This is a genomic window from Flavobacterium panacagri (assembly GCF_030378165.1).
Lineage (GTDB): Bacteria > Bacteroidota > Bacteroidia > Flavobacteriales > Flavobacteriaceae > Flavobacterium > Flavobacterium panacagri.
On sequence record NZ_CP119766.1, the window covers coordinates 4,209,890 to 4,235,428 of the forward strand.

Annotated in this window: 24 protein-coding genes; 16 read left to right on the forward strand and 8 right to left on the reverse strand. The window is 33.2% G+C overall.

What is annotated here, in order from left to right:
- Positions 1 to 6 precede the first annotated feature (6 nt).
- The 3 genes from P2W65_RS18585 to P2W65_RS18595 are packed head-to-tail and all read right to left on the reverse strand — an operon-like array spanning position 7 to position 1,424.
- The gene (locus P2W65_RS18585; protein ID WP_289659919.1) at positions 7 to 528 is read right to left on the reverse strand and encodes a hypothetical protein; all 522 of its coding nucleotides are present in this window, start codon (positions 526 to 528) and stop codon (positions 7 to 9) included.
- Positions 506 to 973, reverse strand: a complete 468-nt coding sequence (locus P2W65_RS18590; RefSeq protein ID WP_289659920.1) for a hypothetical protein — start codon at positions 971 to 973, stop codon at positions 506 to 508. The genes P2W65_RS18585 and P2W65_RS18590 overlap by 23 nt, the downstream gene beginning before the upstream one ends.
- Before the next feature lies 1 nt (position 974).
- Positions 975 to 1,424 carry a hypothetical protein gene (locus P2W65_RS18595; protein ID WP_289659921.1) on the reverse strand — a complete coding sequence of 150 codons (450 nt, stop codon included), beginning with the start codon at positions 1,422 to 1,424 and terminating at the stop codon, positions 975 to 977.
- Between the two features lie 272 nt (positions 1,425 to 1,696).
- Between P2W65_RS18595 and P2W65_RS18600 the strand changes: the two genes are divergently transcribed.
- From P2W65_RS18600 to P2W65_RS18610, 3 genes are all read left to right on the forward strand, one after another.
- A complete protein-coding gene (locus P2W65_RS18600; protein WP_289659923.1) occupies positions 1,697 to 3,688 on the forward strand; it encodes a sensor histidine kinase in 1,992 nt (663 codons plus the stop codon).
- 2 nt (positions 3,689 to 3,690) lie between these two features.
- A complete protein-coding gene (locus P2W65_RS18605) occupies positions 3,691 to 4,431 on the forward strand; it encodes a LytR/AlgR family response regulator transcription factor (RefSeq protein WP_289659925.1) in 741 nt (246 codons plus the stop codon).
- A 196-nt stretch (positions 4,432 to 4,627) separates the two neighbouring features.
- Positions 4,628 to 4,957, forward strand: a complete 330-nt coding sequence (locus tag P2W65_RS18610; RefSeq protein WP_289659926.1) for a DUF4870 domain-containing protein — start codon at positions 4,628 to 4,630, stop codon at positions 4,955 to 4,957.
- Positions 4,958 to 5,132: 175 nt separating this feature from the next.
- Here the strand turns inward: P2W65_RS18610 and P2W65_RS18615 are convergent, their stop codons facing one another.
- A complete protein-coding gene (locus P2W65_RS18615) occupies positions 5,133 to 5,426 on the reverse strand; it encodes a winged helix-turn-helix transcriptional regulator (protein WP_289659927.1) in 294 nt (97 codons plus the stop codon).
- 367 nt (positions 5,427 to 5,793) lie between these two features.
- On the opposite strand from P2W65_RS18615, the gene P2W65_RS18620 reads away from it, so the two are divergent.
- From P2W65_RS18620 to P2W65_RS18655, 8 genes are all read left to right on the forward strand, one after another.
- Entirely contained in the window at positions 5,794 to 8,148 is a 2,355-nt protein-coding gene (locus tag P2W65_RS18620) for a mechanosensitive ion channel family protein (RefSeq protein WP_289659928.1), read from the forward strand.
- Between the two features lie 246 nt (positions 8,149 to 8,394).
- Positions 8,395 to 9,327 (forward strand): quinolinate synthase NadA, encoded by a 933-nt coding sequence (nadA, locus tag P2W65_RS18625; RefSeq protein ID WP_289659930.1) that lies wholly within the window; start codon positions 8,395 to 8,397, stop codon positions 9,325 to 9,327.
- Between the two features lie 32 nt (positions 9,328 to 9,359).
- Positions 9,360 to 10,871, forward strand: coding sequence for an L-aspartate oxidase (gene nadB, locus P2W65_RS18630; RefSeq protein WP_289659931.1), 1,512 nt, complete (start codon positions 9,360 to 9,362; stop codon positions 10,869 to 10,871).
- 22 nt (positions 10,872 to 10,893) lie between these two features.
- Positions 10,894 to 11,625 carry an iron-sulfur cluster repair di-iron protein gene (gene ric / locus P2W65_RS18635; RefSeq protein ID WP_289659933.1) on the forward strand — a complete coding sequence of 244 codons (732 nt, stop codon included), beginning with the start codon at positions 10,894 to 10,896 and terminating at the stop codon, positions 11,623 to 11,625.
- A 208-nt stretch (positions 11,626 to 11,833) separates the two neighbouring features.
- Complete coding sequence (locus P2W65_RS18640) at positions 11,834 to 13,957, forward strand: ribonucleoside triphosphate reductase (protein WP_289659935.1); 2,124 nt, start codon at positions 11,834 to 11,836, stop codon at positions 13,955 to 13,957.
- Entirely contained in the window at positions 13,938 to 14,105 is a 168-nt protein-coding gene (gene nrdD, locus P2W65_RS25425; protein WP_353511544.1) for an anaerobic ribonucleoside-triphosphate reductase, read from the forward strand. The genes P2W65_RS18640 and nrdD overlap by 20 nt, the downstream gene beginning before the upstream one ends.
- Positions 14,059 to 14,775: an anaerobic ribonucleoside-triphosphate reductase activating protein gene (locus tag P2W65_RS18650; protein WP_353511545.1), complete on the forward strand. Its 717-nt coding sequence runs from the start codon at positions 14,059 to 14,061 to the stop codon at positions 14,773 to 14,775. Before nrdD ends, P2W65_RS18650 begins: the two co-directional genes overlap by 47 nt.
- A gap of 28 nt (positions 14,776 to 14,803) precedes the next feature.
- Positions 14,804 to 15,250: a copper resistance protein CopD gene (locus tag P2W65_RS18655; protein ID WP_289659936.1), complete on the forward strand. Its 447-nt coding sequence runs from the start codon at positions 14,804 to 14,806 to the stop codon at positions 15,248 to 15,250.
- 1 nt (position 15,251) lies between these two features.
- Here the strand turns inward: P2W65_RS18655 and P2W65_RS18660 are convergent, their stop codons facing one another.
- From P2W65_RS18660 to P2W65_RS18675, 4 genes are all read right to left on the reverse strand, one after another.
- Entirely contained in the window at positions 15,252 to 15,644 is a 393-nt protein-coding gene (locus P2W65_RS18660) for a hypothetical protein (protein ID WP_289659938.1), read from the reverse strand.
- Between the two features lie 55 nt (positions 15,645 to 15,699).
- Positions 15,700 to 16,080 carry a hypothetical protein gene (locus P2W65_RS18665; RefSeq protein WP_289659940.1) on the reverse strand — a complete coding sequence of 127 codons (381 nt, stop codon included), beginning with the start codon at positions 16,078 to 16,080 and terminating at the stop codon, positions 15,700 to 15,702.
- A complete protein-coding gene (locus tag P2W65_RS18670; protein ID WP_289659941.1) occupies positions 16,055 to 16,258 on the reverse strand; it encodes a hypothetical protein in 204 nt (67 codons plus the stop codon). The genes P2W65_RS18665 and P2W65_RS18670 overlap by 26 nt, the downstream gene beginning before the upstream one ends.
- Positions 16,259 to 16,323: 65 nt before the next feature.
- Entirely contained in the window at positions 16,324 to 17,043 is a 720-nt protein-coding gene (locus tag P2W65_RS18675) for a beta/alpha barrel domain-containing protein (protein WP_289659942.1), read from the reverse strand.
- A 226-nt stretch (positions 17,044 to 17,269) separates the two neighbouring features.
- On the opposite strand from P2W65_RS18675, the gene P2W65_RS18680 reads away from it, so the two are divergent.
- The 5 genes from P2W65_RS18680 to P2W65_RS18700 all read left to right on the forward strand — a co-directional run bounded on the left by P2W65_RS18680 (position 17,270) and on the right by P2W65_RS18700 (position 25,349).
- Positions 17,270 to 17,809: a hydrolase gene (locus P2W65_RS18680; RefSeq protein WP_289659943.1), complete on the forward strand. Its 540-nt coding sequence runs from the start codon at positions 17,270 to 17,272 to the stop codon at positions 17,807 to 17,809.
- Positions 17,810 to 17,891: 82 nt separating this feature from the next.
- Positions 17,892 to 19,835: a glycoside hydrolase family 97 protein gene (locus P2W65_RS18685; protein ID WP_289659944.1), complete on the forward strand. Its 1,944-nt coding sequence runs from the start codon at positions 17,892 to 17,894 to the stop codon at positions 19,833 to 19,835.
- Between the two features lie 237 nt (positions 19,836 to 20,072).
- Entirely contained in the window at positions 20,073 to 20,972 is a 900-nt protein-coding gene (locus P2W65_RS18690; protein ID WP_289659946.1) for a carbohydrate kinase family protein, read from the forward strand.
- A gap of 365 nt (positions 20,973 to 21,337) precedes the next feature.
- Positions 21,338 to 23,518 carry an HAD-IIB family hydrolase gene (locus P2W65_RS18695; protein ID WP_289659947.1) on the forward strand — a complete coding sequence of 727 codons (2,181 nt, stop codon included), beginning with the start codon at positions 21,338 to 21,340 and terminating at the stop codon, positions 23,516 to 23,518.
- 319 nt (positions 23,519 to 23,837) lie between these two features.
- Positions 23,838 to 25,349 carry a glycoside hydrolase family protein gene (locus P2W65_RS18700; protein ID WP_289659948.1) on the forward strand — a complete coding sequence of 504 codons (1,512 nt, stop codon included), beginning with the start codon at positions 23,838 to 23,840 and terminating at the stop codon, positions 25,347 to 25,349.
- Positions 25,350 to 25,539 lie beyond the last annotated feature (190 nt).

Below are 25,539 nucleotides of genomic sequence, written 5' to 3' on the forward strand. Positions count from 1 at the left end.
GATGGTTTAGTTTTTAAGCTCTAAATGTACCGCATCTATGAGCTTATCTATTTTTTGTAATACAAAATTCTCGTATGCTGCTTGAATTTCTACACTTATTCGTCCAGAACTAAATCCTTCACTTATTCTGTAATTTTTCACAAAGTGGCTTTTATTAGCTCCTAAAGCATAATACCAGCTTCCCATTTCTGATTGCACAAATATAACAGCTTCATCGAGTTTCATTATTTTCTTTTTCGAAAATAACGGACTCTGTTTGTAAACTGCATTTTGTGTAACTACAAAAGTATACTGGATTTTTGATCCAATTTGAATATCATATAAACTGTGTAAAACGAAATATATTATCAGTACATAAATAACACCTCGCATCACATCATCAAAATAATGATCCAAAAAAAGTAAAGCGATAATGCAGGCTGTAATTCCAGCCAAAAACCACTTTGACAACTTTAGTGTTGTTTTATTTGGATACAAAGAAAAAGAATTTTGAGTTTCCTCGATATTATATCTTTCGCGAATGTTCATTTAGTTTTACAATTTCATTGATTTCATTAATTAATCGCTGGATTGATCTTGTGGTAAAAGCTTGAGCAATTCCAGTACATTTTTCTTTATTGTTTTTCATATAATAAAGATTTAAACACACATTGGTCGTAATTAGATAGTGCTTGATTTTTACCAATTCAAAATTTACAAAATCAGAAAACAGAATCTGAACAGGTTTATTAATCAATCCGTTTTTTATAATAAATTCATTTCGGTCTAAATCTATAACAAAACGCTGTGACCAGATTGAAATAAAACAAAGAACTGTTAGAATTCCAAAAATCCAGATTACAGCTGTGTTCTTATAATAAATTCCCCCAATTGTAAACGCTAACATACCGCCAACAACCAACAGACCGAAACCATATTGTCTTTTCATGGTATACTGATTTCCGTCTTTCACAAATTCCTTTAATGTTGTCATCTTAGTCAATTTTAACGCCATCAATAACCAAAGTATCACAGATAAGCGACATATAAGCACTGTTATAATCTGCTGTGATCTGATCACTTAGAGAATCGATTTTTCCTTTTGTAAAATCAAATTTTCTAGTTGGCTGTTTTCCATAAGTATCTGTCATGGTTATTTGCCCGTCAATTCCAGCTTTGTTTTTCATGAAAGCAGCCAATAAAGCAATATCTTGTTTTTCAAAATCAAGAGAAAAATAATAGTTGTTTTTAATTTCGTTTGTTTCGGAATTGATTACTGATTTTGTAAAAGAAAAAGTAGCCGATCTAACCGCACCTTTTACCACTTTGTTCCCATCTTTCAGAGAAATTTCAATTTTAATACGTTTATCTTCCTGCTGTCCATACGTTAAAGCAGATAAAAATAGACAAGCTATAAGCAGTGATGTAAAAATTTTCTTATTCATAATTTAAGGGTTTAAAAAAAAATTAATAACAACAAGATTACTACTAAGATCGAGCTGCTACAATTCGGAATTGGCAAATGGAGTCTTTAGATTTTTATTTGGTAATGCTATGCTTTTATCAAGAAAAGAAATTTTAGAAACAGCTTAAAAAACAGGACTTCACAAGACTTTTCTATTAAAAAATGACGGCTCTTTTTTTTGGTCAGTCAATTCTCAATTTGTACTTTGGCTATAATTACCACTATATGTACATAAAAAATACTTTTAATCTGATGAATAACAGCCATTCAAAATGGTTATTTTTCCTATTTATTTTATTCTTTTCTTATTCTAATGCTCAGGAAGTTTCTTCTATAGAAAAAATAGTGGCTTACGGCTATTCCAAACGTTTTTCAGATTCATCTGCCAGCAAAAAAATACAGCTTCAGGCTTTGGAACTAGCTAAAAAAAGAAAAAATATAGACGATGAAGTAATTTGCTATTCTTATCTGGCACTTACACAAAGACGTTTGCTCCATTTAAAAGAATTTGCCCGTTATGCAGACACCGCTTATATTCTAGCCGAAAAAACAAATAAAATACGAGTTAAAGCTTTTGCTTCTTTGGCCCAAGGAGCTTTAAAATCTTATATCGATGATAAACCTCAAGCACTGGAAAATCTTTTAACAGCTTACAAACTTTTTGCTAAAATAAAGGCTCACGACCAATGTGCTAAGGTTGCTTCGGATATTTCGTATCTATTTTCTCCAGCCTCACCAGAAAAAGTAAGGAAATATTCTTGGGAAGCTTTAGAACATGCTGCAAAAGCAAGAGATCCTGAAAGTCAATTGTATGCCCGACTTGCTTTTGGCGGTTATTTGACTGATCGATTAGAATTAGGATTTAAAGAAGAATGGAAAGCTGCTTTAAACTTCTTTAAGGAAACCGTTACTTATGCTGAAAGAAATACTCACGATATCATCAGTAAAAGCAACATTGGAATTGCTTACGTTAATTTGGCAGATCTTTATTCAAAAGGCCCAAAACCTATTGATGAAAGTGCAATGTTGGAAAACCTAGAAAAGGCAACTGCAATTGCACAAGAATACAATATAAAAATCATTTACAGAAGTGCTATTGGTCTGCAGGGAATGTATTATACCGAAAAAGGAGATTATACAAAAGCTGAATTATTATTTATTGAAGGAATTAAATACCAAAAAAGTCTTCCTTATACTGACAATTATTTATTAGCCACCTTTTACAATTGCCTTAAAGAGGTTGCTGTTAAACGACAAGATTACGAGGCCTATTATTCTTATGATACTTTGTATACTAAATACAATCAGTTAAAATACAATGAAAGCACCCAGAAGCTTTTGCAAAATGCCGATGCGAGATATGAATCTTCCAAAAAAATAGAACGAATCAAACAGCTTGAACTTGAAAATGAACTAGAAGAGCAGAATAAACTTTTAGGTTATGGTATAGCAGGCGTTTTATTGATCGGGCTTGTCTTTATGTTTCGTTCCTACTATTTCAGGCAGCGTTATTACTTAAAAAGAGAAGAAATTCTAAAACAGGAACAGGCCAATAGTGAACTTAAGGTGCAATTAATGGAAAAAGAAACAATTGAAAACCTTGCTGCAAGACTTTCATTGGAAAGAAGATTGCTGCGTTCGCAGATGGATCCGCATTTTATCTTTAATGCTTTAGGAAATATTCAAAGTATGATTCTGCAAAAAGATACTATTCCAGCGGTTTCTTATTTAAATAAATTTGCTAAACTCACACGCCAGATCTTGGAACAATCGAGAAAAGAAACTATTTCTCTGGAAGAAGAAATTAATACTCTTAAAAATTATATTGAGTTACAGCAGCTGCGTCTTAATAATAGTTTTGAATATAACATTGTATGCGATGAATCGGTGGAAGATGGAATATTGATCCCGCCATTATTAATTCAGCCCTTTATAGAAAATTCAGTCGAACATGGCTTAAAGCCAAAGCCAAAAGAAGAAAAAGGATTATTGCAGCTTAATTTCACACAGCAAACCGATCAGAAAAATCTAATTTGTGTTATTAAAGATAATGGAATTGGTCTCGCTGCTTCACGTAAACTTAAAATAAAAGAAAACCATCAATCGCTGTCTACTACTATTACAGACGAAAGATTAGCTAAAATGCAAAAAGAATATCCATCAGCGGGATTTCAGGTTTTAGAAAAAGAATCCGAAAACGGTGAAACCGGCTGTATCGTTATTATTAACATTCCAATCCTATAAAAATGTATAGAACTATAATTATTGAAGACGAACAACGCATACGCGAAGCTTTATCGATTATACTTGAAATGGTGGCGCAAGATCAAATTCAGATTATCGCTTATGCGGAAAGTGTTGAAGAAGCCGTAAAATTAATTGATCGCTTAAAACCCGATTTAGTTTTTATGGACATTATGCTCCAAAACGGAACTGGTTTTGATGTTTTACAGCAAATTTCATTTAATTCGTTTCATCTTATTTTTACAACGGCTTACGAACAGCATGCTATAAACGCGTTTAAATACAGCGCGATCGATTATCTTTTAAAACCAATTGATCCCGAAGAACTTAAAACAGCTATTGATCGTATCGCTCTTTTACAAGAAAGAGTTTTGGAAAAACAACAGCTAACAGAATTGCAACAGAATCTCACCAAAACACCAGATCGAATTATTCTCCCAACTCAGGAAGCAATGTATGTAGTCAAATTAGAACAAATTTTAAGATGTGAAACTTCGGGTTCATACACCACTTTCTTTTTGACTGATGGCAGAAAAATAATGGTTTCAAAACCGCTGAAAAATTACGAAGACATGTTAGAGCCTCCAATGTTTTTTAGAGTTCATCAATCCCATTTAATCAATGTAAATTCAATTGTAAGCTATTCTCGTGAAGGAATGGTACATATGAATGATAAGTCGGTGGTTCCAATTTCTAGAGGAAAAAAAGAACAGTTTTTTAAATTGATGAAGGAGGAAAATTGAAAGGTTAAAATCCAAAAGAATAAATTCCAAATTCCAGGTTTCAGTTACTTACGGTAAAGCATAAACAACAAACCATAAACAATCAACCATTAACAATCAAAATCTTCCTAATACCAATTCAAAACGCCCATAGACAAAACAAGTCTTTCAGCATCGGTTTGTTGCTTCTATTTTTGAAGTAATAAATACTAAAACGATGAATAATAAAACCCTTTCTATTTTAAGCTATATCACTATTATTGGATGGATTGTAGCATTTGTTAAAAGTAAAGATTTAACTCCTAAAAGTGATCTAGTAAATTACCATTTAAAGCAAGGTTTTGGAATCTTTTTGGTTTCATTAGCCATAAATATTGCTTTATCGATTGTGGTGAGTATAGTTCCTGCTCTTTATTTCTTAAGTTACGTTGGATATGTAATCTTGATTTTATGGATCTTCGGAATTATTAATGCTGCAAATGAACAAAAGAAACCAATTCCTGTAATAGGAAAAATCTTCGAAGATAAATTTGGTTTTATCAATTAATCTGTACTCGCCTTTTAGCTGACGTTTTTATTTTTTGGATGTAGGATTTGATTCTCAAAGAATCTCAGTGGTTTCCGTGGGGTCACACTGAGTAGTACTTGGGGATCTTTTCTACTTTAAACAGACTTTTTCTTCCCAGATAATCTATATTCTATTCTCCATATTCTATTCCTCACTAAGATAACCCTTCCAATTGCTTAAAAACAGGAATCAAAGCTTTTCCTTTTTCGGTAAGATTATATTCAATATGAAGCGGTTTTAACTTAATTGTTGTTTTTTCCAAAAGTCCTTCTTCTTCCAATTCCTTTAAGGCAGTGGCCAAAGATTGTTTATTTGATCCTTGAATTTGTCTCAGCAAAGTATTAAATCGCAAAGGCGATTCTACTGACAAACGAAAAATTTCTGCTTTCCATTTTCCGGATAACATTTTTAAAAGCCTTTGTGCCGGACAAGTTTCTACTTCTTCCATAGTTTTACAGGGTAGTCAAAAAAAATTGACCTATTGTTTTGGATTCTTTTTTAATTAAATTTTGTGCAGATTGTAATGTAAAAATAGAAAATGAAACGAAAGAAACCAAGTGAAATGAGCATGGAAGAACTGCTTAAAGCCCAAAAAACAATTAATATTGTTATTGTTTTCTTGGTGAGCGCATCATTACTGCTGTTTTTTATAATTCTATTTTTATTTTAAAAAAAATCAGTTGAAAAATCGAGTCTGCAGCTTTATAAAGTAAATCTGACGATTAAATAGAGAGATGTGTCTAATTTAATTTTTTGTTGATAAAAAGTTTTATAAAAAAATTTAAATTTGGTCTCCCTAAATAAGCTCATAAATTATGATTTTTCAAAAAAGACCTATTTATTTTTTATCGCTGTTTTTCTTTCTTTTACTTTCTCTACAAAGTAATTCTCAAGAACAGCAACTTACTAAAAAACAAACTCCAGGAAGACTTTTCAATGACAGTACTGCAACTGACAGTGATTATTTAATGTCAATTGAAAAAGCAGAAGAAGTTCTCGAATCTGCCTATAACGATATTGATTTTAAAGGCGACACACACCATCTTTTTGGCGACATGAAACGTACCGAAAGTAAACTAAACCTTATTCTGGCAAGTTTAAAAGGTGCTAATCCAAATGTACGTAACCAACAGATGTATCGCATAGTACTGCAGGAAATCCAGCAGGAATTAGAAGATCAGAACAAAGCTGTAAATGAACACAATCTGAATCTCGAAAACATAAAAAAACGTGTTATTGAACTTCGTAAAGATAAAACTTTAGTCACCTTAATACGAGATACTATTCGCCGTAAGCAATTCAAAAAAGAATTTGCTAATCTGAAAAAACACTACGTTGGCACAGATAGTTTAATGACTACTAATCAGACTGTATTAAACACTAAAAAAAGACTAATTGTACAACGCCGAATTGCCGTTTCAAATGCTTTGGTGACTGTTGAAAGCAAACTTGAAAAGTCTGGAATAAATATTTTCAACAAAGAATATCCTTCTTTATGGCAGATTAGCGATTCTGCTGCAAACAAAAAAGTAACGCATAATATTAAGGCAAAGATTATTATTGAAGAAAATGTTGCGGCCTATTATGTTGGTTATAAAGCCGGCGCTTTAATCACGCTTTGTTTTTTCATGGGATTATTATTTTGGTATATCTCCAGAAATATAAAATACCTTAAAACAAACGGGCATTTCGAAAATCTTTCGCAGCTAAACTTTAAATATTTAAATCGTGGTGTTATTGTTCCAGTAATCGTGATTGCTTTAAATATCGTTGTGGTAACCAACTTATATGCTCCTGCCCTTTTTCTAGAATTTATGCAGCTTATTTTACTTGGAGCTTTGACAATACTTTTCAAAAATCAGTGGTCAGGAGTTTCAATGCGTAACTGGCTTATGCTTTTAGGATTATTCTTTGCGCTTTGCTTCCTTGATTTATTTATAACGATTGGTTTGTTGCAGCGATTTGCTTTTGTTGCCATTAATGTTCTGGGAATCCGTTATGGCTTGGTACAAATCAAAACATTAAAAGAAGAACTTTATATAAAAGCTTTCTTTAAATGGGCAAGCATCCTTTTTATTGCTTTAAATGTTTTGTCTATTCTTTATAATGTATTCGGAAGAGTTTCGCTTTCTAATATGCTAAGTTTAACAGCATTTATTTCTCTTACACAGATTGTTGCTTTGAGTGTATTATTGAAGATTATTCTTGAAATTATTCTGTTGCAGATTTACACCACAAGAGTAAAAAGAGGCATCGTAAAAATGTTCGATTACGAAAATTTATCTGACACTTTAAAGAAGCCATTTATCATTGTAATTAGTTATATGTGGCTGATTGTTATTGCTTCCAACTTGAATATTTGGGAATCACTACGTGCCGCTTTTCAAAAGTTATTAAGTCATCCAAATACTATCGGAAGTATTACCTTTACTTTAGGTAATATCGTTTTATTCTTTATTATCATTTGGGCAGCACATTTACTTCAAAATTATGTTGCGTATTTCTTTGGTGAAATTGATGAAGAAAACGAAGAAAATATCAACAAAAGACAGCATTCTAAATTATTAATTACCAGATTGGTCGTTTTAATAAGTGGTTATCTTTTAGCTGTTGCTGCGTCTGGAATGCCTTTAGATAAATTGAGTATTCTTTTAGGCGCTTTAGGTGTAGGTGTCGGACTTGGGCTTCAGAATATTGTAAACAACTTTGTATCGGGCATTATTTTAATTTTTGATAAACCAATTCAGATTGGCGATGTGGTGGAAATTAGTTCAGAATCAGGCCGAGTAAAATCGATGGGACTTAGAACAACCAAAATCAATGCCCCAAATGGTGCAGAAATCATTATTCCGAATGGTAATTTATTATCGCAGAATATTACCAACTGGACGTATACCGATAATTACAAATTAGTTGAAGTAACTTTTGAGATCGTAGGAGAAACGGTTCCAGAAGAAATTAATTTAATAGTAAACGAAACATTGGCAAATTTACCAATGGTAAACAGTTCAAAACCATCACAAATTTATTACAGTGCTATTTCTGACGGAAAATATAAACTTTTAATCAAATTCTGGTGCAGTATCTATAGAACTGAAGAAACGATAAGTTTAGCCAGACAAGAACTTTACGTGAGTTTTAAAAATAAAGGTTTGAATTTCTCTAGTTAATTAGAAGTAATATTTCTCATCAATAAAAAAGCTGTAACTATTCCAGAGTTGCAGCTTTTTCTTTTCTACTAATTCTGCACAAAATAATATTGTCAAAAAACTCTTCGACCGCGTAATATAGAAAAATAAACTTTTAACAGTATGATTTGAATCATGTTTTGAACGAAATGATGATAATACATTTACCCTATTAAAATTATATGCTTAAACGCACTTCCAAACCAACATTTTATTAGGATTATAAAAATGGATAAGAACTTTCTAATACAAGAAATAACCCGATTGAAACAGGAAAAAAATGCTGTAATCCTAGCTCATTATTATCAAGATGAGAACATACAGGAAATAGCAGATTTTATTGGTGACAGTCTTGAATTGGCTAAAAAAGCTCAAAATACCAATGCAGAAATCATTGTATTTGCGGGAGTTCATTTTATGGCAGAAACAGCCAAAATTTTAAATCCTAATAAAAAAGTGCTGTTGCCAGATTGGGAAGCTGGATGTTCTTTGGCTGATGGTTGTGATCCGAAAGATTTCAGCGAATTCAAAAAACAATATCCTGATCATGTAGTGGTAACTTATATTAATTGCTCTGCCGAAATAAAAGCCATGAGCGATTTGGTTTGCACTTCGGCGAATGCCAAAAAAATAATAGAATCGATATCCGACGAACATAAAATCATTTTTGCTCCAGATGAAAATTTAGGTAATTATCTTCAAAAGGAAACCAAACGTGACCTCGTCTTATGGAAAGGCTCGTGCGTGGTACACGAGGCCTTTTCATTGGACAAACTAATCGAATTATACAACAAAAATCCGACTGCAAAAATTGCAGCACATCCAGAGTCTGAAAGTCATATTTTAAAAGCAGCGCATTTCATCGGCTCAACTTCGGGTATTATTAATTTCATTAAAACGGATCCTGCTGCCGTTTACATTGTGGCTACAGAAGCCGGTATCCTGCATGAGCTTTCAAAAGCTGTACCGAACAAGACGCTGATTCCGGCTCCTTCCACAGAAGACAATAGCTGTGCCTGCAGCGAATGTGCTTTCATGAAAATGAATACATTGGAAAAACTGTATTTGTGTCTTAAAAATGAAAGTCCGGAAATGCTGGTAACAGAAGAACTGAGAATTGAAGCCTTAAAACCAATTGAAAAAATGCTTCAATTATCTTAAAAAAAATTGCAACAACTCTAAATCAAAATAACATGCTTACAACAGATATATTAATCATCGGTTCAGGTATTTCGGGATTATTTTTCGCCATGAAAACGGCTCAAAAACGCCCAGATTTATCTATTGTTATAATGACTAAAGAAGCAGCCAGAAATACTAATACACAGCTTGCACAAGGCGGTATTGCGGTGGTGACAGATCTTATAAAAGATAGTTTTAACAAACATATACATGATACGCTTCGTTCTGGTGGCGGACTTTGTGATAGAGACATCGTTAATATGGTCATTACGCAAGCTCCAGAAAGACTTAAGGAATTAATCGAAATTGGAACTTCATTTGACAAAGATGAAAAAGGCCGATGGAATTTAGGTCTGGAAGGCGGGCATTCACAACATAGAATACTACATCATAAAGACAGTTCCGGATTGGAAATTGAGCGTAAACTGCTCAAAATAATCAAGAAAATGCCAAACATAGAAATTTGGGAAAATCATATGGTTATTGACTTGAATACCGAAACCAAGAAAAATAAAACAACTTGCACCGGAGCTTTCTTTTATGATAAAAAACAGAATAGAATAAAATACATCAGAACCAGAACCACTGTTTTAAGTACAGGTGGATGCGGCCAGCTTTTTGAAAATACTACCAATCCTAAAATTGCTACTGGCGACGGACTTGCAATGGCGGCACGTGCAGGAGCAGAAATCGCGGATATGCAGTATATACAGTTTCATCCAACAGCTTTATATGCGAGTAAAGAGAATCCATTATTTTTAATCTCTGAAGCCGTAAGAGGTTTTGGTGCACATATTGTAAACGAAGATGGAAAAAGATTCTTGTTTAAATATGATATTCGAGGCGAATTGGCGACACGAGATATGGTATCCAATGCCATCAGCAAAGAACTTCTATTGAGCGGAAAAGATCATGTTTACTTGGATTGCAGGCATTTAAATAAAGCTGAATTCTACTCTAATTTTCCAATAATTGCAGCACACTGTAATGAATTTGGAATACAACCTGAAAAAGATTTAATCCCAGTTGTTCCTGCAGCGCATTACCAATGTGGCGGTATCAAAGTAGATCAAAATGGAGCAACCGCAATTCCAAATCTATATGCTATTGGTGAATGTGCTAGAACGGGACTTCATGGTAAAAACCGCTTGGCTTCCAATTCACTTTTAGAAGCTTTAGTATTTGCGCATCAAGCATCAGAAAATGTTGACAGAACGATTGCTGGATTTCTATTTTCAAACAGAATCTTAATTCCAAAGTTTCCAAAAGCACATCAAGTTGATGATTATCTAGCTTTTGAAATACTAAAAAAAGAATTACAAAAACTCGTTACAGCTTTTTATACCAGCGAAGAACGAGATGCCGATTTGGCTTTTGAAAAAATAAAAGAGCTTCATAATTACGCCGTGTCACTTACACAAACACACGAAATTACCATTCCGTTTATAGAATTTTCAAATATGATTGCGGTGTCTTTAATTATCGTTAAACAATGCAAGGCATCAAACAAAGAAATGTGCTGAAACCAATAAATCCCCAACTAATATGAAACTAACAAATAAAACCACGATTGGCGAAATTGTAGCAGATGATTTTAGAACAGCGGCAATTTTCACAAAATACCACATCGATTTTTGCTGTAAAGGATATCGAACCATTGAGGAAGTCTGTAAAAAAAGAGACATTGAGCAAAATGAACTTATCGAACATATCGAAAAAGCCAGAAACAGTTCTGCCAACCAGTCCTTTGATTACAAATCATGGCCAGCAGATATGATTGCGGATTATATTACCAAAACGCATCATCGATATATTGAAGAAAAAGCACCGATCATTATTCAATATTTAACCAAATTGTGCGGTGTTCACGGTGCTATTCATCCAGAACTGCATGAAATACATACTATTTTCTCTAAATCGGCTTTGGATTTGACGGCTCATATGAAAAGGGAAGAATTGGTAGTTTTTCCTTTCATTAAAAAAATGAAAGCAGCTCAGAATAAAGGAACTTCGTTTGACTTACCACCATTTTTCAGTATCGAAAATCCGATAACAAGCTTAAGAGAAGATCATATTACCGAAGGACAGCGTTTCAAAAGAATTGCCGCTTTAACCAACAATTATACGCCACCGGTTGAATCGTGTACAACTTACAAAGCTGCTTTTGCCATGCTCGAAGAATTTGATAAAGATTTGAAAAAACACATTCACATGGAGAATAATATTTTATTCCCTAAAGCAATCGAACTCGAAAAAACTTTTGAAAAAGTGTCATAAATATACCTGTTGAGTGTAATATAAAAAGTACAATTTAACACATAGAAAAATAGATTTTTATAAAAAAAGAACACTAAAGAAACCAGTTTCCACACATAACAAAACTATGTGCATTTAAATTAGTGAAACGCCTTTTTTAATCTTCAATAAACTATGTTTCTATGTGTTAAAAAATATCACCAACGAGTTTATAAATTAAGAATAAAAAATGGAAAAATATGTCATCAAACGCAATGGAGATTATAAACCTTTTGAGGCTTATAAAATTCATGATGCGATTCAAAAAGCTTTTCAAAGTGTCAATAAAACTTTTGATAAAAAAATCTATAAAATTGTCCTTTCAGGTCTTGAGGTTAAGTATTCCTGGCCTGTAGAAGAAATTCAGGACATGATCGAAAGAGTGCTTTTTGAAAATGGCTATTTCCAAACCATGCGTTCGTTTATCATCTATCGACATACCAGAAAATTACAGCGGGAACATGTTAACGGTTTAAACGATGACACTACTTTCATAGACAGTACACAAACTGTTGAGGAATACATCAATCAGTCAGATTGGCGAATTAATGCCAATGCGAATATTTCGTATTCAAACGCGGGATTGGTCAGTAATACCGCTGGAAAAGTTATAGCCAATTACTGGCTGGATAAAATATACAATAAAGAAGAAGGATCTGCTCATAGGAATGGCGACATACATATCCATGATTTGGATTGTCTTACCGGATACTGCGCTGGGTGGAGCCTGCGCGTGCTCTTGAACGAAGGATTTAACGGCGTGCGCGGCCGTGTCGAGAGCAGACCTCCTTCTCATTTTAGAGAAGCATTGGGACAAATGGCTAATTTTTTAGGAATTTTGCAAAGCGAATGGGCAGGCGCTCAGGCTTTCAGTTCTTTTGATACTTACCTGGCTCCTTATGTTTTTAAAGATCAACTTACCTATGATGAGGTTTTAAAAGCCGTTAGAAGTTTTGTTTACAATCTGAATGTTCCAGCACGCTGGGGTCAGTCGCCTTTTACCAACATTACTTTGGACTGGAATGTACCAGATGATTTAAAAGAACAAATTCCAACGAAAAATGATCTGCATTTGTTTTTGAATGTTACTGATGAAAATCTGATTCACGAAGCCCAAAAAAGAGGCGTTTCTAAACTGGAAAACCTAAAGTATACTGATTTTCAAACAGAAATGAATCTCATCAATAAAGCATATTATACCATTATGACTGAAGGTGACGCCAACGGACAACCGTTTACCTTCCCTATTCCAACAGTTAATATCACAGAAGATTTTGACTGGAATGGCGAAAATGTTGATTTGTTGTTTGAAAACACGGCTAAAATTGGGTCGTCTTATTTTCAGAATTTTATTGGAAGCCAATATCTTTTGGATGATGACGGAAACCGAATTGAAAATCCCAACGCTTATAAACCAAACGCTGTAAGAAGTATGTGCTGTCGATTACAACTCGACTTAAGGGAATTATTAAAACGAGGCAATGGACTTTTTGGAAGTGCAGAAATGACGGGGAGCATTGGAGTTGTGACTATCAATATGGCACGTTTGGGTTATTTGCACAAAGGAAACATCATCAATTTATTTGCTCATTTAGATGAATTGCTCACTATTGCAAAATCGACTTTAGAGAAAAAAAGAAAGTTTATTCAGGAAATGTATGACCGTGGTTTATATCCGTATACACAGCGTTACTTAAAGCATTTTAAGAATCACTTTTCTACCATTGGCGTAAACGGAATGAACGAAATGGTAATTAATTTTACAGAAGGAAAACAGAATATAACTGACAATTCGGGAATTCATTTTGCTACTGAAATTCTGGATTACATCCGATTACGAATGAAAGAATTTCAGGAAGAAACCGGAAATCTATATAATCTAGAAGCGACACCAGCTGAAGGTACAACGTATCGTTTTGCAAAAGAAGACAAGAAACGTTTTCCAGAAATTTTACAAGCGGGACACGACAAGAACATTTATTATACCAATAGTTCACAAATTCCGGTAGATTATACCGAAGATCCTTTTGAAGCCTTATTGCTTCAGGATGAATTACAATGTAAATATACTGGTGGTACAGTTTTGCATCTTTATATGAGAGAAAAAATAAGCAGCCCTGAAGCCTGTAAAAACTTTGTCAAAAAGGTTTTAACCAACTTTAAACTGCCTTATATAACCGTAACACCAGTTTTCAGCATCTGCCCTATTCATGGGTATTTGAACGGAGAACACGAATACTGTCCAAAATGCGACGAAGAATTACTGCATGCCAACAACCAAAAACATTTAGCTTATGAAAACAAAAACGCATAAAATACTAACAGAGAACAACAGCAAAAGAAGCAAGTGTCTTGTTTACACGCGAGTAATGGGTTATCACAGACCCGTAGAAAGTTTTAACATAGGAAAAAAAGGTGAACACCAACAGCGTACACATTTCGAAGAAGCAATTATCTACTAAAGGAATATTTAGCCTCACGCCTTTTACTTTATTAGATTATCCGCATAAAACGGCCTGCATTGTGTGGTTTGCAGGCTGTAACATGCGGTGTTTATACTGCTATAATCCAGAGATTGTTTTGGGAAAAGGAAAAATGGATTTTGACTCCATCCTTTCTTTCCTTAAAACCCGAAAAGGATTATTGGATGGCGTGGTATTGAGCGGCGGAGAGTGTACGCTTTCTAAAAATATTATTTCTTTTATCAAAGAAATCAAAACAATGGGATTTGCTGTTAAAATAGATACTAACGGCTCTAACCCAAAAATACTGAACAGCCTGATTCATAATCAATTAATTGATTATGTCGCGTTAGATTATAAAAGTCTTCCTCATACCTTTAAAAAAATAACGCAGTCAGGCTTATTTTCTCAATTTGAAGAAAGTCTGAAACTTTTAATTCGGTCTACTATTCCGTTTGAAATTCGGACTACTTTTCATTCTTCCTTAATTACAGAAAATGATTTTGTTCAAATGATTGAATACCTCGAAACACAAAATTTTGAAGGCAATTATTATGTGCAGCATTTTATGAATAATGTGCCAACGCTTTCAAAATTAAATGATTCCCATAAAGAAATAAGAGTAAAGAATTATTCTACCTCAAAAATAAAAGTTGTTTTTAGGGAATGATTTCTATCAGAAAATTTAATAGTCAACTATGACTTTACATCATTTTATATTAACTATTCATCTTTTGGCTGCGACAGTTTGGGTTGGCGGTCATTTACTTTTAAGTATCGGTTATCTTCCAAAAGCTTTAAAGAAAAAAGACCCAAAAATTATTCTAAATTTTGAAAAGAAATTTGAAGCTCTCGGAATGTCTTCTTTGGCTTTATTGATTGTAACAGGAATCTGGATGGCCTACGATTTTGGTGTTACTATCGAAACCTGGTTTGATTTTTCAGGTGGTTTCGAAACTGTAATTTCAACCAAACTAGTACTGTTATTCTGTACTTTCGTTTGTGCTATTTGTGCACAATTGTATTTTATTCCAAATCTTGATAAATACAATATCAAGATAATGGCATTTATTATTTTAACCGTTACTTTAATTGGAGTTGCGATGCTGGTTTTGGGATCTACGCTGCGTTATGGCGGGATTTGATCTATTGAATTATTCTTTCTTGCCTCAAATAAAATAACCTTCTAATATCGTCAGTAAAATAAACCATAAAATTGTCACCTGTTTTCCAAATAACCTTATTATCAATAGCAATTTGAGGAGATGCAGTACTTGGAATACCGCGTGTTAAAGAATTCAATAATAAAGTAAGTACATATCGTTTACCCAATTCAATTTTACATTGTTTTTTATCTTCTAAACTATCATTTTTTGGTGTAAGAATTAGTCCTTTCCATTTTTTATTTTTCACATTAATTAAATAAAAATTTGGGGTGGAATCAATTTTTAAAACTTTAAATTCTCCATAAATTTGAGCAGAGGACTGAAAAGTTTGTAACAGTAAAAATATTGACATTAAAAAGAAACTTGCTTTCATAACATTTATTTGCATATAAATTTAAATCTCGCGCTAGCAGAAGATAATATAGAATCTAGTTTTCTGATTTTTGTTTCATTACATTTTGAAAATAGATGTTATAATCAAATACTTGTTTTAGCTTATTGTTTTTGTATAAATTAATATAGGCCTGTCCTTTAGTTTTGACTATTGAGTCTCCAATTTCTACTTTGTCCCAAAAACTATTTTCTAATGAAACACTTAAATTTTGGGTAAATTTTAGCATTGGAGTACAATGTTGAGATGAATCAATATACTTTTCAATCACAATACCTGAATATGATTCTTCTTTCCTATTTTCAAGCGCATTTTTATAGAAATCTTTACTGCCAGAAAGATACTTAGCCCAAATAAGCATCATAATGAATAATACTATAAAAATCAATAATTTAAAAATATTCTCTTTGTTCTTCATTTCTTTTATTAAACTCCACTTTCATCAACAGGAAATAGTCCGCCATATGTTCATTTTCAGATGGTTCAGCCAAATAATCAAATTTGTAAACAATATCACCAGAACTTCTCATATCCCAGTTTCTTTCAATAATCGATCCTATATTAAGGTCTTTCCAATACAATTCGAATTTCTTCATTTTTTGATTAGTTTAAGAAAGAGCTAAATAATTATTAAAACAAATATAGAAAACGATTAATTAAATCAAAAAGTATTCAAACTGCTTCTATATTTATCCATGATACTTTTGAATAAATCTTTATTAGAAGGCGGAGAAAGCACGATTGCTTTAGAGCCAGCAACTATTGATTCTTCAATATCTTTTAAACTTTTTCCGCCAGTTGCCATAATAGGAAAATCAGGAAATTTAGCTTTAATTTCACTTACAATTTGATTGGTTTTCATGCCTCCCGATACATGAAAAACGTTCACTCCTGCTTCAATTCTCTTTTTTAGGAAGTCAAAATCAGAAGTTGCTACAGTTGCTATGATCGGAAGCGAAACTTTTTGTCTAATCCTTTTAATGTCTTTATTCTCAAATGGGATGTTTACAATAATACCTGATGCTCCCATTTCTTCAGCATAAATTGCCATTTCTAGAGATTTTTTGCCTTTTGTTTTTCCTCCTCCAACTCCGCAGACAACTGGTTTTCCCGAAAAATCAATTAGTGTTTTTATGATTTTTGGAGAAGGCGGAAAAGGATAAACAGCCAAAATTGCATCGGCATCATTATTTTCAATTAGAGCCATATCGGTAGAGAAAAGAAATGATTTTAAATTATGCGTTCCTAACGATAATCCTTGGCAATTCTTCTCAATGATATCTGGTGTACTCAGCTCTTTGCTGATGATTTTATCTCTTCTAAATAATTTGTCCCAGAACGAAATTTTCTTTTTGCTTCCCCAAATTGAATTGATCTGCATACTTCTATTTTTATTACATTTTGACCAAATTTAGCATACTGGAATTTATTTGTTTTATAAAATACAGCCTAAAAGTTACATCTTGTAATGAGTTAAGGAAAATTTGTAGTAAAACCAAAAATTCAATATTTTCAATATTCAAAATTGAATTGTTTTCTACCTAAAGAAGTTCTTTTTGCATGTCTTTTTTGAGTAAATTAGATAGCTAAATCTTAAACAAAAATATATGCTGACACAAGAAAACACAGGTTTAATAATCGTTGATATACAAGGCAAACTCGCACGTATTGTGTACGAAAGTGAAAAAATGATTAGCAATCTTGAAAAACTAATCCTTGGCTGTCAAGTACTTTCTATACCTATAATCTCTCTAGAACAAAACCCAAACGGATTAGGAAATACTGTACCCGAATTAAATAAATTACTTGAAAATCAAAAGCCGATAGAAAAATATACTTTTAATGCATTTGAAAACGAAGAATTTCGTCAAGCTGTTCTAAAAACAAATAGGAAACAATGGCTCGTTTGTGGCATTGAAACGCATATCTGCGTTTATCAAACTGCTATGGGACTTTTTACAAATAATTATGAAGTGGAAATTGTAACAGATTGTGTTTCTTCTCGTTCTAAAGACAGTATAGATTTAGGCCTTCAGAAAATGCAGGGCAAAGGAATTGGAATTACCAGCGTTGAAATGTGTCTTTACGAGTTAGTTAAAGATTCTAAAAATGAAAATTTTAGGGAAATACTGAAGTTGATTAAATAAGTAATTCTTTTATAAAAGTATATTTTTTTTATTTTAAAGTGTTAAGTTTACACTTAAACTTATTAACTTTAAAAACCACATTATGAGATTAATTCTATTCGTCTTGCTTTTTCTCTCCTATTCCAATTCGTTGAAAGCACAAACTACAGCAGTATTAAGTCCTGATAAAAATCTAGAACTAAAAGTATCTGTTATATATGGAAAAGTCTTCTATAGTTTATTCTATCAAAAAGAAGAATTTCTAAGCCAATCGCCTTTAGGACTTTTAAGTTCAGCAGGAGATTTTACAAAAGAACTAAAATTAATTGGTAAAACTTCCTCTAAAATTCAAGAATCCTATAAACTAAACCGCTCAAAAGTCAGTCAGGTAAACTATCTCGCAAATGAATCTAAATTTACTTTTACGAATAAACAAAAAGATACGATTAGTATAATTTTCAGAATTTCTAATAGTGATGTTGCTTTTAGCTATTTAATTCCAAAAACTAAAAAGAATAATGGGGACTGCATTGTCGAAAAAGAAATCACTGGTTTCAAACTTCCATCAGGGACAACCACTTTTATAACGCCACAGGCGCCTCCACTAAGCGGATGGGAGAAAACAAAACCATCTTATGAGGAGGAATATACAAGAGAAGAGAAAATTGGAACAAAATCACAATACGGATTAGGTTTTACTTTTCCGGCACTTTTTCATTTAGGAAATAAAGGCTGGTTGTTGATTTCTGAAACTGGAATAAGCGGTAATTATCCCGGAACAAGATTAAGTGATGTTGATTCAGACGGTATTTATACCATTAGTTTTCCTCAGGAAGGAGAAAATAACTTCAATGGAGCAGTAACAGCCTCTTCTACTCTGCCAATGCAGACATCATGGAAAACCATTACACTGGGAAAAACACTAAAACCAATTGTAGAATCTACTGTTTCCACAGATGTTGTAAAACCGCTTATTAAATCCTCAAAAATATTTGATACAGGCCGCGCAAGTTGGAGCTGGATTGTATGGCAGGATGAAAGCTGCAACTATAACGACCAAAAAACTTTTATCGATCTTGCATCAGACCTAAAATGCGAGTTTATTTTAATTGATGCTCTTTGGGACGTAAAAATTGGTAAAGAAAAAATAACCGAATTGGTAAATTACGCCAAATCAAAAAATGTAGGCGTTATTTTATGGTACAACTCCAACGGGAACTGGAATACAGCACCACAGACTCCAAAAGATAAAATGAATACAGCAGAAGCCCGCAGAAAAGAAATGCAGTGGTTACAGCAAATTGGAGTAAAAGGGTTAAAAATTGACTTTTTTGGAGGCGATAAACAAGTTACCATGAAATTATATCATGATATACTAACTGATGCAGCTGAATTCGGTTTAGGAATTAATTTTCATGGCGCTACACTGCCACGAGGATGGGAAAGAATGTATCCCAACTACATGACAAGTGAAGCAGTTTTAGCTTCTGAGAATTTAGTTTTTCAGCAAGGATTCAGTGATCGATATCCTTCAACAGCAACCATTTATCCTTTTACTAGAAATACAGTTGGAGCAATGGATTTTGGGCCTGTTTTCTTAAATAAACGTCTGCATCGTGATCCGAACAAAGGAACCATAAGAAGAACAACAGATGCTTTTGAAATGGCAACTGCTGTAGTATTCTTTTCGCCTGTCCAGCATTGGGGTTTAACTCCTGAAAACTTAAAAGAAAAACCGTCTTACTTGTTTGATTACTTAAAAAATGTACCAACCGTTTGGGATGAAACAGTATATATTGACGGTTATCCTGGAAAGTATTGTGTAATTGCCCGTAGAAAAAATACAAAATGGTATGTTGCTGCAATTAATGGAGAAAATGTACGCAAAAAAATTACGGTGAATCTGCCAATGTTAAAGGGGAAAGAAATTTCTATAATCGCTGACGGCAACGATCAAGAATCTAAATTTAGCACTCAAAAATTGCAAAATACAACTTTCGATTTTGATCTTTCTGCAAATGGAGGAACGGTCTTGTTTACACCATAAAAACAGGAAAAATCACATTATATAGATACCTTATAAAAAGCTGAATGTTATATTCAGCTTTTTAGTTTAAACCAATTAATCCTTGCACTAAAAAATGCTTCGATAAATGATCTAATTAATAATTAATCGTTATTTCATGCCAGAATCCTTTGGGAATGCCGACAATCTTTACTATTTTTATAAAATCGTGTGGTTTTAAAACTACAAAATGACAATTTTATAAAAGACAAATTTAGAATGAACAACGACAAAAAACTTAAAGCTGTCGCTTTCGGAGAAGTACTTTGGGATATTTTTGACAACATAAAAAAAATTGGTGGAGCGCCTCTTAATGTGGCGCTTCGCATGAAAGCTTTAGGAGCCGACGTCAATATGATAAGCTCTGTTGGCAATGATTCAGATGGCGAAGCGATTATCAATGAAATTAAAAAATTAGGGCTGGATACACAAACTATCTTGAAATCAGATAATTATCCAACTGGATTAGTAAATGTAATTTTAGACGAAAGTAAATCGGCTACTTATGAAATCCTTTATCCTTCGGCTTGGGACAAAATTATTTTAAACGATGCAGCTAGAGAGTCCGTTCAAAATGCTGACGTTCTTATTTATGGAAGTTTAGTCTGCCGAGATGAAGTTTCAAGACAAGCACTAGAAGAATTGCTTCATTCAGACACTTACAAAGTTTTTGATGTCAATCTAAGAAAACCACATTATAATTATGAAATTTTAAAACAATTAATGGATGCAGCCAATTTCATCAAATTTAATGATGAAGAATTAATGGAAATCAGTGCTGCTTTCGATTCTCCTTACACCACTTTGGAAGAAAACATGAATTTTATCTGCTCTTTTACCAATGCCACAGCCATCTGCGTTACAAGAGGAAAAGACGGCGCTTTATTATTATGGGATAAACATCTTTATGAAAATACAGGTTATGTCGTAAAAGTAGAAGATACTGTGGGAGCGGGAGATTCTTTTCTAGGTGCTTTGGTAACTTCGCTTTTGACAGATAAAGAACCGCAGCAAGCTTTAAATTTCGCTTGTGCAACTGGAGCTTTGGTTGCAGGATCTTCTGGAGCAAATCCTGAAATTCTTTTGTCGAGAATTGATGATTTGATTAATCAGAATTAAATAATATCCTAGATTAGTTTCACGCAGATTTTGCAGATTTAAGCAGATTTCTTTGTTTTTTTTTATAAAAAATCTGCGTGAAAATTTAAAAGCTCAGTGGAGCTATATATTCTCACAAATATTTAATCAAATTGAAGAAATCAATCAAATTAAAAATCTGCTTAAATCTGCAAAATCTGCGTGAAAAACAAATAACATGAATCTTTCGATAAAAAACAACAAACTGACTTCTTTAGCAAATTTTTATAATTTAAACATCCAAAACACACTTCAAACATGGGAAATATGTAAATTTTAAATGGAATTATTTCTTCCTAATCTTTATGGGTGCAGTAACTTGCGAATTCTAAATAATTTAAGGAAGAATGATGAAAAAATTACGAATTTCTCTTATCAATATACATGGACTCTTAAAAGGTTCTGGACTCGAAATCGGTCGTGATGCCGATAACGGCGGACAGACTAAATATATCTACGAATTAGCCGAATTTTTATCACAACACGAAGATGTCGAACATGTACATCTTTTCACAAGATTAATTGACGATCCTCATCTTTCTCCTGAATATGCTGTTCCAGTTGAAATTATAAATGATAAATTGGATATTAGGCGAATTCCGTTTCTAGGAAAAAAATACAAAGCCAAAGAACAGCTTTGGGAAGGTCTGGATACTTTTGTGAATGGCGTTGTACAGCACATCAAACAACATAATATTTTTCCCGATTGGATTCATTCCCATTATGGAGACGCTGGTTACGCCGCAGCCGAATTATCTTCCATTTTAAACATACCTTTTGCACATACTGGGCACTCTTTAGGTTTTTACAAGAAGAAAAAATTACTTGAAAGCGGACAAACTGAGGAAGAACTCGAAAAGAAATTCAAATTCGCCGCCAGAATTGCCGCCGAAGAACGAACACTAGAACTTTCCGAATTTATTGTAACTTCTACCGAACAGGAAATTGAAACTTATAAAGTTTATAAGAATTTTGAATTAGCCAAATACCACGCTATTTCGCCGGGAATCGACACTAGAAAATTTGTTCCTTATTATTTTCAGGAAACCGATTCGGAAAAAAACATGGAAGAAATACAAAGAAAATACTGGGTTTCGGAAAGTATTTCAAAATTTCTTACCAATCCTCATAAACCTATTATTCTGGCGCTTTCGAGGCCTGACCGCCATAAAAACCTAAATACTTTAATCGAAGTTTACGGAAAAGACAAAGAGCTTCAAAGCATTGCCAATCTGGTCATTTTTGCAGGAATTCGAAAAGATATTGCCAAAATGCCCGAATCAGAAAAAAACGTTTTAACCGATTTGCTTCTGCTAATGGACAAATACGATTTGTATGGAAAAATGGCAATTCCTAAAAAACATGATGTCGAAAATGAAGTTTCTATCATTTATCGTTATGCCGCCGAAAAACGAGGTGTTTTTGTCAATTTAGCTTTGCATGAAAACTTCGGCTTGACCGTAATAGAATCGGCAAGTTCGGGACTTCCGGTTGTAGTTACCAAAAATGGTGGACCTTCAGAAATTATTCCGGTTTGTCAGAACGGAGAATTGGTAAATCCACAGGAAGAAAGTCAGATTAAAAAATCGCTAAGGAATATTTTAACCGATGAAAATCAATGGAAATATTATTCGAATAATGGTGCCATTAATATTCAAAAACATTACAGCTGGGTTAGTCATGTGAATCAATATGTAGAATTGGTCAATGAAAATCTTTCACTTTCTTCAGGTGCTGGAATCAAAAAACAGCATTATCCAAATATTAATATTGGCAGACTAAAAAGAAATATCGATCATTTATTGGTTTCTGATATTGACGGGACTTTGATCGAACCTAAACTGGCAAATCCTGGATTAAAAGAGTTAAAAACACACCTTATCAATCGAACCGAAAAAATGGCTTTTGCAATGGCTTCCGGCAGGAATTTAGAGTTGGTTAAAAAAGTAATCGACGAAGAAGAATTTTCCCTCCCCGATTTCATTATCTGTTCTGTAGGAACTGAGATTTATTATACCAACGGTAAAGATTACATTCTTGATAAAGGCTGGGCAAAATTCTTAGCAGGAAGATGGAAAAGAGACGATATCGTAAACCGATTGAAAGCTGTTAAATGGATAAAACTTCAGGAAGACGAAGCACAAAATCCTTATAAAATCTCTTACTATTATGAAAAGGAGCATTACAATCATGACGAATTAATTGAGACTTTGGGAACAGGCTGGTATAAAGTAAATATTATTCCGAGTCACGGACAGTTTCTGGATTTCATTCCTAAAAGAGCTTCCAAAGGAAATGCAATAAAATTTTTATGCCGAAAATGGTCGATACCGCTTTCGAATGTAATTGCAGCGGGAGATTCAGGAAACGATGTGGATATGTTTAGAGGGCCAATAAAAGGAATTATTGTCGGCAACCGAAGCGCAGAATTAGCAGATTATGAAACAACTAAAAGTATTTATGTGGCAAAAACATTTGCTTCAGAAGGAATTTTGGAAGGTTTAAAGCATTATAAGATTATAAAATAAACACGGATTTCACGAATTTCCACAAATTTCTAATTAGTGAAAAATTAGTGGAATTAGTGGCAAAAAAAATTAAACACATAGAAACATAGATTTTTATTCTGAACTAAAAAAGAATAGAAAAAGAAACTAGTTTCTAACACATAGCCCACACAATTTGTCATCCTGACGAATGAAGGATGACAAGTTTTTATAGTAAGATAGTAATAGTGAAAGCTATGTTTTTTATTAGAAATGAAATGCCTTTCAAGACAAAGTATAACTATGTCTCTATGTGTTTAAAAAAAATAAAAAAATAGTAACAGATTAAAAAAATAATAAAATGTATTCAGGTTCAGGATTTAGCAACTGGGAAATCGGAGATGTTGATGTATTTATAGATGAAAAAGGAATTCATCATTTGTTTCACTTAATTATTCCAAACCACGATTATATTGCTCATGCGATATCTAAAGATGGTCTTTCTTGGAAACGTGTCAAAAACGCTTTGTTTGTTGGCGATCCAGGAGAATGGGACGACGATATGCTTTGGACGATGCACCTCAGTAAAAGATCGGAAGGAGACGGTTATGAAATGTATTACACTGGCCTAAAACGTCAGGATAAGGGAATTGAACAAAAAGTGGGAAGAGCCATTTCTGCCGATTTATTAACCTGGAAAAAAGAGAATTTGTACGGACTTCCTTTTAAAAGCGAAGCACCACATTATGAAAGCAAAAATAATAATCCGAGGGAATGGATTAGTTTTCGAGATCCGTTTAAATACCAATACAAAGGAGAAGATTATTTATTAATTTGTGCCAGAAGTGCTTCGGGTCCAACCTATAGACGCGGCTGTATCGGAATTGCCAAAAGAGAACCAGAAGGTTATGTTTTACAGAAACCGCTTCATATTCCGTATGTATATGATGATGTGGAATGTCCTTGTGTTTTTGAAATTAAAGGAAATCATTATTTACTAGGCTCCATTCGCGAAGATATAAAAGTTCGTTACTGGTCTTCTGCAGAATTTAGAGGAGAATATTCTGCCTTTCATAATAATGTCTTGATGCCACAGGGAAATTATGCGGCAAGAGTTGTTAAAGACGGAAAACATTATTTGGTCTATAACTTTTATTTTGCTGATGGAAATGTCAATACACACCGCGTTATTCCGCCTCCAAAAGAATTGGATATAGATAAAAGCGGTCGCCTTTTGTTAAAGACTTATTATTACTGGGAAAAACTCTATAAAAAAACTATTCTTCAAAAAGATTTACCACAGCCCATGCCTATTCTGGGAAATCCTTCTGCTGAATTTGTTCAGGAAAATGAAAACAAATGGCGATTTGGATGCCGAAGTGGTTATGAAATTTACGGCTTCGAAAAACCTTCCAACGATTTTGTCTGGGAAGGCACTTTTTCTGTTGAAGGAATGGGAAAAACAGGTTTTGTTATTGAATGTGATAAAGAAGGAACAGGTTATTATATTTCAATCGATTTTATGAATGGTTTTGTTCAATTCAGAGCTTGGGGATTTAATGAAAAGGATGTGAAGAATAATTTTATCTTTGAAAATATTCAGACTAATCAGTTTGAAATTAGTGAAGAAAAGCAGATTTCTTTTAAGATTATCCGTTATGGAAATTACTACGAACTATCGATTAATGAAATTGTAAAACTGACTTTATTAGATTTTAAATACAACGAAGGAAAAGTCGGTATTTATGTATGTTCGGCTGTTATTTCGATTAGCGATTCTAAAATTCATGTTATTCCAGAACCTGAAAATGAATATGCAGCATCCGATCCTGAAAAATATGATAATGAATTACAACCAAATTCTGTTGTTTGATTCTTCATTATATAAATAATCAAATCAATACCAATAAATTTAAACACATAGAAACATAGATTTTCATTGTCTATAAAGGCATTTCACTTTTAATAAAACACATAGCGTTATGTTTTAAAAAGCCACAACCCGAGCAATAGCGAACAGGCGAAGCAATTTCACAAATTTTTACAAATTTTTAATTCGCGGA

Excerpts from the sequence above, each read along its gene's own strand:
- P2W65_RS18585 (WP_289659919.1), bottom strand. The coding sequence starts at position 528 with ATGAACATTCGCGAAAGATATAATATCGAGGAAACTCAAAATTCTTTT.
- P2W65_RS18590 (WP_289659920.1), bottom strand. The coding sequence starts at position 973 with ATGACAACATTAAAGGAATTTGTGAAAGACGGAAATCAGTATACCATG.
- P2W65_RS18595 (WP_289659921.1), bottom strand. The coding sequence starts at position 1,424 with ATGAATAAGAAAATTTTTACATCACTGCTTATAGCTTGTCTATTTTTA.
- P2W65_RS18600 (WP_289659923.1), top strand. The coding sequence starts at position 1,697 with ATGAATAACAGCCATTCAAAATGGTTATTTTTCCTATTTATTTTATTC.
- P2W65_RS18605 (WP_289659925.1), top strand. The coding sequence starts at position 3,691 with ATGTATAGAACTATAATTATTGAAGACGAACAACGCATACGCGAAGCT.
- P2W65_RS18610 (WP_289659926.1), top strand. The coding sequence starts at position 4,628 with ATGAATAATAAAACCCTTTCTATTTTAAGCTATATCACTATTATTGGA.
- P2W65_RS18615 (WP_289659927.1), bottom strand. The coding sequence starts at position 5,426 with ATGGAAGAAGTAGAAACTTGTCCGGCACAAAGGCTTTTAAAAATGTTA.
- P2W65_RS18620 (WP_289659928.1), top strand. The coding sequence starts at position 5,794 with ATGATTTTTCAAAAAAGACCTATTTATTTTTTATCGCTGTTTTTCTTT.
- nadA (WP_289659930.1), top strand. The coding sequence starts at position 8,395 with ATGGATAAGAACTTTCTAATACAAGAAATAACCCGATTGAAACAGGAA.
- nadB (WP_289659931.1), top strand. The coding sequence starts at position 9,360 with ATGCTTACAACAGATATATTAATCATCGGTTCAGGTATTTCGGGATTA.
- ric (WP_289659933.1), top strand. The coding sequence starts at position 10,894 with ATGAAACTAACAAATAAAACCACGATTGGCGAAATTGTAGCAGATGAT.
- P2W65_RS18640 (WP_289659935.1), top strand. The coding sequence starts at position 11,834 with ATGGAAAAATATGTCATCAAACGCAATGGAGATTATAAACCTTTTGAG.
- nrdD (WP_353511544.1), top strand. The coding sequence starts at position 13,938 with ATGAAAACAAAAACGCATAAAATACTAACAGAGAACAACAGCAAAAGA.
- P2W65_RS18655 (WP_289659936.1), top strand. The coding sequence starts at position 14,804 with ATGACTTTACATCATTTTATATTAACTATTCATCTTTTGGCTGCGACA.
- P2W65_RS18660 (WP_289659938.1), bottom strand. The coding sequence starts at position 15,644 with ATGAAAGCAAGTTTCTTTTTAATGTCAATATTTTTACTGTTACAAACT.
- P2W65_RS18665 (WP_289659940.1), bottom strand. The coding sequence starts at position 16,080 with ATGAAGAACAAAGAGAATATTTTTAAATTATTGATTTTTATAGTATTA.
- P2W65_RS18670 (WP_289659941.1), bottom strand. The coding sequence starts at position 16,258 with ATGAAGAAATTCGAATTGTATTGGAAAGACCTTAATATAGGATCGATT.
- P2W65_RS18675 (WP_289659942.1), bottom strand. The coding sequence starts at position 17,043 with ATGCAGATCAATTCAATTTGGGGAAGCAAAAAGAAAATTTCGTTCTGG.
- P2W65_RS18680 (WP_289659943.1), top strand. The coding sequence starts at position 17,270 with ATGCTGACACAAGAAAACACAGGTTTAATAATCGTTGATATACAAGGC.
- P2W65_RS18685 (WP_289659944.1), top strand. The coding sequence starts at position 17,892 with ATGAGATTAATTCTATTCGTCTTGCTTTTTCTCTCCTATTCCAATTCG.
- P2W65_RS18690 (WP_289659946.1), top strand. The coding sequence starts at position 20,073 with ATGAACAACGACAAAAAACTTAAAGCTGTCGCTTTCGGAGAAGTACTT.
- P2W65_RS18695 (WP_289659947.1), top strand. The coding sequence starts at position 21,338 with ATGATGAAAAAATTACGAATTTCTCTTATCAATATACATGGACTCTTA.
- P2W65_RS18700 (WP_289659948.1), top strand. The coding sequence starts at position 23,838 with ATGTATTCAGGTTCAGGATTTAGCAACTGGGAAATCGGAGATGTTGAT.